At 63.8% G+C, this 9,938-nt stretch carries 5 protein-coding genes; 3 read left to right on the forward strand and 2 right to left on the reverse strand.

Annotated elements, in window-relative coordinates; all coding sequences use genetic code 11:
* Positions 1-126: 126 nt before the first annotated feature.
* Complete coding sequence (locus AC1D0Z_RS11970) at positions 127-1,248, reverse strand: ABC transporter substrate-binding protein (protein WP_477658470.1); 1,122 nt, start codon at positions 1,246-1,248, stop codon at positions 127-129.
* Between the two features lie 192 nt (positions 1,249-1,440).
* Here AC1D0Z_RS11970 and uvrA point away from each other — a divergent pair, with 192 nt between their 5' ends.
* Together uvrA and AC1D0Z_RS11980 are read left to right on the forward strand one after the other, a co-directional pair.
* Positions 1,441-7,398 carry an excinuclease ABC subunit UvrA gene (gene uvrA / locus AC1D0Z_RS11975; RefSeq protein WP_477658471.1) on the forward strand — a complete coding sequence of 1,986 codons (5,958 nt, stop codon included), beginning with the start codon at positions 1,441-1,443 and terminating at the stop codon, positions 7,396-7,398.
* Positions 7,399-7,711: 313 nt separating this feature from the next.
* A complete protein-coding gene (locus tag AC1D0Z_RS11980; RefSeq protein WP_477658472.1) occupies positions 7,712-8,686 on the forward strand; it encodes a Bug family tripartite tricarboxylate transporter substrate binding protein in 975 nt (324 codons plus the stop codon).
* A 175-nt stretch (positions 8,687-8,861) separates the two neighbouring features.
* Here AC1D0Z_RS11980 and AC1D0Z_RS11985 read toward each other — a convergent pair whose 3' ends face one another.
* The gene (locus tag AC1D0Z_RS11985) at positions 8,862-9,437 is read right to left on the reverse strand and encodes a TetR/AcrR family transcriptional regulator (RefSeq protein WP_477658473.1); all 576 of its coding nucleotides are present in this window, start codon (positions 9,435-9,437) and stop codon (positions 8,862-8,864) included.
* Between the two features lie 106 nt (positions 9,438-9,543).
* On the opposite strand from AC1D0Z_RS11985, the gene AC1D0Z_RS11990 reads away from it, so the two are divergent.
* The coding region (locus AC1D0Z_RS11990; protein ID WP_477658474.1) for an MFS transporter at positions 9,544-9,938 on the forward strand (395 nt) is incomplete at its 3' end.

Genomic DNA, 9,938 nt, shown 5'->3' on the forward strand with positions numbered 1-9,938 from the left:
GCCCTGTACGGCTGACCCCTATCAGGAAAAAAAGACGTCAAGCAAAAACGCATCAAGCAAAACGCCCGGACATGCCGGGCGTTTTTTATGGGAACCGTGCCTGTGCCTTCCGGCCCCGGTACCAGACTAGCGCTTGAACTTTCCGTCGGTGCCGATGATGGACAGATCGGCAAAATCCAGCCCTGTGTGGTCCTCCGGGCTGTAGCTCACTTCCAGCCCGCCGATATCGATCTTGCGCATGCCTTCCAGGGCAGTCTGGAGTTTTTCGCGCGTCGGTTTGGCGCCGGCTCGGCGCAGGCCCTCTACCAGCACCTTGGCCGCCGCAAAACCTTCGAGCATTGCGGGACTCACGTCGGCTTGCCCCTTGGCTTTGGCCAGCTCCTGGGCCTCCTTCACCATGGGGAAGGCGATGGACCGTTCATACGGGAACACCTGCGTCACGATCACGCCGCGGGCATTGTCACCCAGGCTTTTCACAAAACCGCCTGACGCATTGTTGGACAGCGTCACGATCTGCGCCGTGGAACCGGCCGCGCGGAAAGCCTTGACGCCGTCGACGACAGCTTGCCCTGACGCCACCATGATGACGGCCTGCGCATTGGACTGGTAAATCTTGGGGGCAATGGGCCCGAAGTCGGGCTTGGCGCGGTCGAATTTTTCGAGCACGGCGGGTTGCAGCTTGGCGGTGGTCAGTCCTTTTTGCGCGCCCGTCACCCCGTCTGCGCCGAAGCTGTCGTCGGCATACACGATGCCGATGCGCGTGATGCCCATGGAGTGGAGGTGGGTAACTGCCTTCTCGGCCTCGCGCTGGTAGGTGGCGCGCACGTTGAACACATGCTTTTTGACCGGCTGGTGCAGCACCATGGCGCCGGTAGAAGGACCAACCAGCGGAACGCCGTTCTTGTCAAGCAGCGGAATGATGGCTTCGGTGTGGGGTGTGCCGCGGGTCAGGAACAGCGCCAGCACGTTTTGTTCTTCAATCAGCTTGCGTGCGTTTTCCACAGCCAGCTTGGGATCGAATTTGTCGTCGAGCGAGACCAGCTCTATCTTTTGTCCGCCCACGCCGCCCTTGGCATTGACGGCGTCGATATACAGCCTGGCGCCATCGGTGGTTTCCTTGACACCGGCGCCCACGGGGCCGGTGAAGCCCGCGGTTTGCCCGACGAGGAGCTGCGCGTGACCGGCCTGTGTGACGGCGACCATCGCGATGGCTGCGCACCATCTACTGATCTTTTTGATGTGGTTCATGTGTGATTCCATGCGAGTGAGGGGGAAGTGTCCAGAAGTGAAACATGAAACCGCAAAAAATGCGATCAGGAAAACCAGAAGCCGCCCTAATTGGTGAAGCTAAAAGTGTGCAAAAAGGACATTAACCCCTACATCCTGCACAGCCGGTGCCCCTGTCTAGAATGTTTGACCTCTTCAGGAAAGACCGCACTCATGTCCCAGGGAACCATCCGCATCCGCGGTGCGCGCCAGCACAACCTCAAAAACCTCGATCTGGATATCCGCACCGGCGAGATGACGGTCGTTACCGGTCCCAGCGGCTCAGGCAAATCCTCCCTGGTGTTCGACACGCTTTTCGCCGAAGGCCAGCGCCGTTATGTCGAGACGTTCTCGGCCTATGCGCGGCAGTTCCTGGACCGCATGGACAAGCCGGCCGTCGACAAGGTGGAAGGCGTGCCGCCCGCCATCGCCATCGACCAGACCAACCCGGTGCGCAGTTCGCGCTCCACTGTGGGCACCATGACGGAGCTCAACGACCACCTGAAGCTGCTCTACGCGCGCGCCGCGCAGCTTTTTGACAAGCAGACTGCGCAGAACGTGCGCCACGACACGCCCGAATCGATTTATGCCGAGCTGATGGCGCGCACCAAAGACGGCGACCCGCGCGTGGTGCTGACCTTCCCGGTCGAGCTGCCCGGCAACACCAGTGCCGAGCAGGTTGAGCAGTGGCTGTCAGTCAGCGGCTTCACGCGCGTGCACGCCCAGCGCGATGTCGCCACGCCGGCCGGCCCGCACAAATTGCTCGACGTGGTGGCCGACCGCTTTCGCACCCATGCGGTGGAAAAAGCACGGGTCATGGAGGCCATTGAAACCGCGCTCAAGCGTGGCGGGCGGCTGAACATCTATGTGCAGCATGCGGAAGGCGACAGCGCCGGGCCGCCCCAAGCCGAGCCAGCCCCCTCGGGGGGCAGCGCATTACACGAAGTGAAAAGCGTGGGGGCCAGTAAAGATGGCCAGCCCGATGTGATGTGGCGGTTCTCAACAGGCCTGCACTGTCCGGACAGCGACCTGCGCTACACCAACCCCACGCCCTCGCTGTTTTCTTTCAACTCGGCCATGGGCGCCTGCGAAACCTGCCGCGGCTTCGGCCGCGTCATCGGCGTTGATTACGGCCTGGTGATTCCCAACGACAAGCTCACCCTGCGTGCCGGCGCCATCAAGACCATCCAGACCCCCGCCTGGAAAGAAGCGCAGGACGACCTGCTGCGCCACGCCGAGGCGGCCGGTATCCCGCGCGACACGCCCTGGTACAAGCTCACGCCCGCGCAACAGGGATGGGTCATCAACGGCATGCCGGGCTACAAGGACGGCAACTGGAACAAGCAGTGGTACGGCATCAAGCGTTTCTTCGAATACCTCGAAAGCAAGGCCTACAAGATGCACATCCGTGTGCTCCTGTCCAAATACCGCAGCTACACGCAATGCGAAACCTGCGGCGGCGCGCGGCTCAAGCTCGAATCGCTGCTCTGGCGCCTGGGGTCGAAGGAGGCCGCCGATGCGGTGCTGCCGCCCAGCCAGCGTTTCATGCCGGTGGGTGTGCACTGGAGCCGCGAACAGCTCGAGGCCCTGCCGGGCCTGGCGCTGCACGACCTGATGCGCCTGCCGATTGACCGGCTGCGGCAGTTCTTCGACGGGCTTTCGCTTGACGTGATGGGTGACGACGCCGAGTTGCAGGCACTGAAGTCCCTGTTCGAGGAAATCCGCACGCGCGTCAAATACCTGTGCGATGTCGGCATTGGCTACCTCACACTCGACCGGCAAAGCCGCACGCTCTCGGGCGGTGAGGTGCAGCGCATCAACCTTACGACCGCGCTGGGCACCTCACTCGTCAACACGTTGTTCGTGCTGGACGAGCCTTCCATCGGCCTGCACCCGCGCGACATGAACCGCATCACCCAGGCCATGCACCGCCTGCGCGATGCCGGCAACACGCTGGTGGTGGTCGAGCACGACCCGGCCGTCATGCTGGCGGCCGACCGCCTGATCGACATGGGCCCAGGCCCGGGCGAGAAGGGTGGCCAGATCGTGTTTGACGGCACGCCCGACGACATCAAACACGCCGATACGCTGACCGGCGCTTACCTCGGCTCACGCAAGCAGGTGGGCATGGGCTTCAAGCGCGCGGTGACTGACAACACGCCGCGCCTCATCCTCGAAGGCGCGTGCGACCACAACCTGAAAAACCTGACGGTCGACTTCCCGCTGCAGCGCCTGGTCTGCGTCACCGGCGTCAGCGGCTCCGGCAAGTCCACGCTGATGCAGGACATCCTGGCGCCGGCGCTGCTGCGCCAGTTCGGCAAGGCGACCGAAACGCCGGGCCTGCACGACCGCCTCATGGGCGCCGACCACCTGACCGATGTGGTGTTTGTCGACCAGTCGCCCATCGGCAAGACGGCGCGCTCCAACCCGGCAAGCTATGTGGGCGCCTGGGACGCGGTGCGCGATCTTTTTGCCCTCGCGCCGCTGGCCAAACAGCGCAGCTACACCTCGACCAAGTTCAGCTTCAACAACGGCGACGGCCGCTGCCCGACCTGCGGGGGCTCGGGCTTTGAGCATGTCGAAATGCAGTTTCTCAGCGACGTCTACCTGCGCTGCCCTGACTGCGACGGCAAGCGCTACCGCGCCGAGATCCTCGAAGTGACGATTGAGCGCAAAGCCATCGGCGACGTGAAGCCGCGCCTGCTGAACGTGTCGGACGTGCTGGACCTGACGGTGAGCGAGGCGGTTGCCCTTTTTGCGCAAGACCGCGAGGTTGTTCGTGCGCTGCAGCCTATCGTGGATGTCGGCCTGGAATACGTGAAGCTGGGCCAGCCCGTGCCCACGCTGTCGGGTGGCGAGGCGCAGCGGCTCAAGCTTGCGGGCTTCCTGGCCAACGCCAGCAAGACCGTGAGCGCCAGCAAGCAGGCGCTGGCGCTTAAACAGCCCGGCCGCGGCACGCTGTTTTTGTTTGACGAGCCGACGACCGGCCTGCACTTTGACGACATCGCCAAGCTGATGCGTGCGCTGCGCAAGCTGCTCGAAGCCGGCCACTCACTGATCGTGATTGAGCACAACCTCGACGTGATCCGCTCGGCTGACTGGATCATCGACCTCGGCCCTGAAGGCGGCGAGGCCGGCGGCCTGCTGGTAGCCCAGGGTACGCCGGAGGAGGTGCGCCAGCACCCGACTTCGCACACCGCACTGGCGCTGCGCGAATACGAGCAGGCCATGGGCAAGGTGCACGGCGTCGAAGAGTCGCGCCCCAAGGTCTGGGCCACACGGCCGGCTTTCTCGAACCTGATCCAGATCGTCAACGCCAAAGAGAACAACCTCAAGAGCCTGTCGGTCGATATCCCGCGCGGCAAGTTCAATGTGGTGACCGGCGTGTCGGGCTCGGGCAAGTCCACGCTGGCCTTTGACATTTTGTTCAACGAAGGGCAACGTCGCTACCTTGAATCGCTGAACGCTTATGCACGCAGCATCGTGCAGCCGGCGGGCCGGCCCGAAGTGGACGCGGTCTATGGCATCCCGCCCACCGTGGCGATCGAGCAGCGCCTGTCACGCGGCGGGCGCAAGTCCACCGTGGGAACGACGACCGAGGTGTGGCATTTCCTGCGTCTTCTTTATGTGAAGCTGGGCATCCAGCATTGCACCAAGGACGGCGCGGCCGTGATGCCGCAAAGCCCCGAAAGTATTGCTGCACAGCTGATCAAAACCTACCGCGGCCAGCACATCGGCCTGCTGGCCCCGCTGGTGATCGCGCGCAAGGGCGTCTACACCGAGCTGGCCGACTGGGCGCGCCCGCGCGGCTACACGCACCTGCGCATTGACGGAGAGTTTTTGCCGACCACCGGTTTTCCGCGCATAGACCGCTTCAAGGAGCACACGGTCGAGCTGCCGATCGCCGACATCCATGTGTCGCCCGATAACGAGGCCGCTTTGCGCGCCGCGCTGGCGACCGCGCTGGAGCACGGCAAGGGCGTGGTCCATGTGCTGGCCCCGCTCGACGGCCTGCGCGGCGCGATGATGGCCGGCGCCAGTGCCAAAAACATCGGCAAGCTGATCGCTTTTTCGACCAAGCGCGCCTGCCCGGTTTGCGCCACCTCGTATGCGGAGCTGGACCCGCGCCTCTTCAGCTACAACAGCAAGCACGGCTGGTGCCCTGACTGCGTGGGTACAGGTGTCAAGCTCACCAAAGAGCAACGCAAGGTGTTCGACGACTCGGTGATGGACGACGACAACAAGGGCCGCGAGCAGAGCTTTGCCGAGCCCGAGGTGGAAGACGTGGCCGGCACTGCGTGCCCGACCTGTGAAGGCACACGCCTCAATGCCAAGGCGCGCGCGGTGAAGTTTGCGGGCGTCGGTATTGCCGACATTGCCGCACTGTCGGTGACCGACGTGCGGCGCTGGGTAGAACAGCTGGCATTGCTGGGCCGCGAGGCCGGCATTGCGCGCGACCTGATTCCCGAGATCAAGAGCCGGCTCGAATTTCTCGAAGACGTGGGCCTGGGCTACCTCACACTGGACCGCGGCGCCCCCACGCTCTCGGGCGGTGAGGCGCAGCGTATCCGCCTGGCGGCTCAGCTGGGTTCCAACCTGCAGGGCGTTTGTTACGTGCTTGATGAGCCGACGATCGGCCTGCACCCGCGCGACAACCAGATACTGCTGAGTGCGCTGGGCAAGCTCAGCGACCGCGGCAACACGCTGGTGGTGGTTGAGCATGACGAAGACACCATTCGCCGCGCCGACAACATCATCGACATCGGCCCCGGCGCGGGCAAACGCGGCGGCACGCTGGTGGCGCAGGGGACGGCGGCGCAGCTCTCGGCTGTGCCGGAATCTCTGACGGGCCGCTACCTAGCCAACCCCCTGATCCACCCGCTGCAACTGCGGCGCGAAACGCGCAAGGGCACGGCGCCGGTTGCCGAGGTGCAAGAAGCGGCCCTCGACGTCACCGCCAGGCCGGTGAGCAAACAGAGGGCCGCCACACTCAAGGCTGCGGCGCTCAAGGCCGCCGCGGCCAGCGCCAGTGCGTTGCACAATGCCGCACCGCAAGCCGCCGGCCCCTTCACCTCCTGGCTTACCGTGGTCAATGCCGACCTGCACAACCTCAAGGACGTGTCGGTCACCGTGCCGCTGTACCGGCTGGTGGCGGTCACGGGCGTTTCGGGCTCGGGCAAGTCGACACTTGCGCGCGATGTGCTGCTGACCAATGTGCACGCCGGCGTCATCCAGCGCTCCACAAAGTCGGGCCGCGATGCCGACGACAAAGGCAACACACCCGACTGGACGGGTTGCGAACGCATTGAGGGCTATGCGGCGGTAGACCGCGTGCTCGAAGTCGACCAGACACCCATCGGCAAGACGCCGCGCTCCTGCCCTGCCACCTACATCGGCTTCTGGGACACGATACGCAAGCTCTTTGCCGACACGCTGGAAGCCCGCGCGCGCGGCTACAGCGCCGGGCGCTTTTCGTTCAACACCGGCGAAGGCCGTTGCCCGACCTGCGAAGGCGCGGGCGTGCGCACCATCGGCATGAGCTTTTTGCCCGACGTGAAAGTGCTGTGCGAAACCTGCCACGGCGCGCGCTTCAACCCCGAAACCCAGGCGGTGACCTGGCGCGGCAAAAACATCGGTGACGTGCTGAAGATGGAAGTGGACGAGGCGGTGGACTTCTTTGCCTCCATGCCCAATATCAGCCACCCGCTGCAGCTGCTGAAGGATGTGGGGCTGGGCTATCTCACGCTGGGTCAGCCATCACCGACGCTGTCGGGCGGCGAGGCGCAGCGCATCAAGCTGGTAACCGAACTCAGCAAGGTGCGCGACGACATCACGCGCCGTGGCCAGAAAGCGCCGCACACGCTGTRCGTGCTGGACGAGCCCACGGTGGGCCTGCACATGGCCGACGTTGAAAAGCTGATCCACGTGCTGCACCGTCTCGTCAACGGCGGCCACAGCGTGGTAGTGATCGAGCACGACCTGGACGTGATTGCCGAAGCCGACTGGGTCATTGACCTGGGCCCGGACGGCGGCAACGCGGGCGGGCGCGTGGTGGCGTCAGCGCCGCCCGAGGCCGTCGTCAAGCTGGGTACGCACACCGGGAAGGCCCTGGAAGGCGTACTGAATAGATAGCACCCCCGTCCAGGCTCACTTCGTGTAGCCTGTTCCCCCCTCGAGGGGGCGGCGCCTGCGGCCTGGCAAAGCCRGTTCCGCGGCCCCTGCTTGGCGGGAGGGGGCGGTTGCTGTGCGTGGATTTTTGCTACTAAATTGATAGCCGCTTGCGCTTGTCCAGTATGGTTGAGGGGCTTAAAGCGCCTAAAACGCTTGAAGGAGGTGCTGACACCGACGTGACAACCTTTCAGGTGTTGCCCTGATGCGGTGGCGGCTTGCAGCACGCATGATGTGGGCTTCGCGCCCGCCAATTTTCAGGATCAGGAGAACCTCGATGCAACGCCGCCCTTTACTGCAAATCACCGCCGCCCTGGCCATTTCACTCGCCGGCGTGTGGGGTGCGACAGCCCATGCGCAAAATTTCCCGGTCAAGCCGATCAAGCTGGTCATCGCCTTCCCGGCGGGTGGACCGACAGACATCACCATGCGTTCACTGGCCGACAACGCCTCGAAGATTCTGGGCCAGACGGTGATCGTCGAGAACAAACCCGGTGCGGGCGGCACGCTGCCGGCCCAGCAGCTGCAAAGCGCGCAGCCCGACGGCTACACGCTGGCGCAGATTCCGCTGGGCGTGTTCCGCCTGGGCTACACCACCAAGATCAACTGGGACCCGGTCAAGGACATCAGCTACGTCATCAACGTGACCGGCTACGCCTTCGGCATCGTGGTGCCGGCCGACAGCCCGTTCAAGACCTGGGCCGACTTTGTCGCCTATGCCAAAGCCAACCCCGGCAAGCTAACCTATGGCTCGACGGGAACACTGACCAGCCCGCACCTGACGACCGAGCTCATCGCGCAGAAGGCCGGCATCGAACTGCAGCATGTGCCTTACAAGGGCAGCGCCGACCTGATGCTGGCGCTCGTCAGCGGCCAGCTGATGGCAGGCGCCGACAGTACCGGTTTTGCGCCGCAGGTCGAAGCCGGCAAGCTGCGCGTGCTCAATACCTGGGGCGACAAGCGGCTCGACAAATTCCCGAATGCGCCCACGCTGAAAGAGCTGGGCTATGACATCGTGCAGAACTCGCCCTTCGGCATAGGCGCGCCCAAAGGTACGCCGCGCGAGGTGGTGAAGCGGCTGCACGACGCCTTCAAGAAAGCGATGGAAGAACCCAGCTACGTCGCGGCGCTGGGCCGCTACGACATGCTGCCCAACTACCTGAGCTCGGCGGACTACACGAAGTTTGCACAAGACACCGTTGGGCGCGAAAAAGTGCTGATCGACAAGTTAGGCCTCGCCAAGCCCAACTAAAAATAGGCACACCCCTATCGGCACTCACTTCGTGTAGTCCCTTTTCCTCTCGCAGGGGACGAAAGAATAAGCACACCCCTATCGAGGCTCACTGCGTGTAGCCTCTTTTCCCCTTGCAGGGACGAGGCTGACGGCCCGGCGAAGCCGGTTCCGCAGCCTCTGCTTGCTTTTCGGTTTATTTACTGACGGGGTTGGCTAATACGAACAGCTCGTCGGCCAGCTGGTCGGCTAGGGCTGGCGCTACGCCAGCGCCAAAAATCAAACGGTAAATGATGGGGGCCATCATGTGGTCCAGCACCTGCTGCACGGTGGGTGTGGCGTCGCCGCGCGCTTTGGCTCGGTTCACCAGCACGGTGGCCTCATTGCGGCGGTTTTTCAGGCAGTTGGTTTCTTCCGATCCCGCCAGCGCGGCCGCCGCTTTGAGCAGTGACGCATTGCCCGGCTTGTTGAGGTGGTTGATCAGTTCTTTGGCCCAGGCTGTGAGTTCGGCTTTCAAATCGCCGGTCTCGGGCAGGGGGCGGTTCGGGTCCAGCCGCTGCTGGGCGGTTTCGCCGAGCAGGCCGTTCACGTCACCCCACCGCCGGTAAATGCTGGAGGCGCTCACGCCGGCGCGCTCGGCTACCGCCGGAACGGTGACCTTGTCGCGGCCTTCCTGGGCAATCAGTTCTTCCAGCGCCTTGCGCACCACGGTTTGCACCTGGGCGCTTCGGCCGCCGGGGCGCTTGTTCTGGGGCGTTTGGGGGGTGGTCATCAGGGCGGATTTTAGCCTAAAAGCTACGATGTTTGCGTTAATTTTTGGGTTGGCGTAGAATTCGCAAACGCAAATTAATTCGCTTTAAGAAAGTCGAGCGTTTTTCATGACTACCTCAGCCAAGTCTCCTGCCGTGCCTTCATTGCCCACATCGTCCCTGTCTGCCACGGCCCGCTGGCAACTGCCCCCGGCAGCTGCCTTTCCGCTGCTGGCGATCCTGTTGTTCGCGTTCTTCGTGGCAGGCAGTGCGCCGTCGCCGCTGTTTGTCGTCTTCCAGCAGCAGTGGGGCTTTTCCCCTGCGCTGCTGACGGTGGCCTTTGCGATTTACGCGATCGCGCTGCTGGCCTCGCTGCTGGTGGCCGGTTCGCTGTCTGACCACATCGGCCGCCGGCCTGTGGTGTTTACCGCCTTGCTGCTGCAGGCAGGTGCCATGCTGACATTTTTGCTGGCCGATGGCATTAACGGCATCATCGCCGCGCGCATCGTGCAGGGCATTGCGAC

The sequence above is a fragment of the Polaromonas sp. P1_E3 genome (assembly GCF_056405935.1).

Bases quoted from the DNA above. Each gene is read 5' to 3' on its own strand.
- AC1D0Z_RS11970 (WP_477658470.1), bottom strand. From the start codon at position 1,248: ATGAACCACATCAAAAAGATCAGTAGATGGTGCGCAGCCATCGCGATG.
- AC1D0Z_RS11980 (WP_477658472.1), top strand. From the start codon at position 7,712: ATGCAACGCCGCCCTTTACTGCAAATCACCGCCGCCCTGGCCATTTCA.
- AC1D0Z_RS11985 (WP_477658473.1), bottom strand. From the start codon at position 9,437: ATGACCACCCCCCAAACGCCCCAGAACAAGCGCCCCGGCGGCCGAAGC.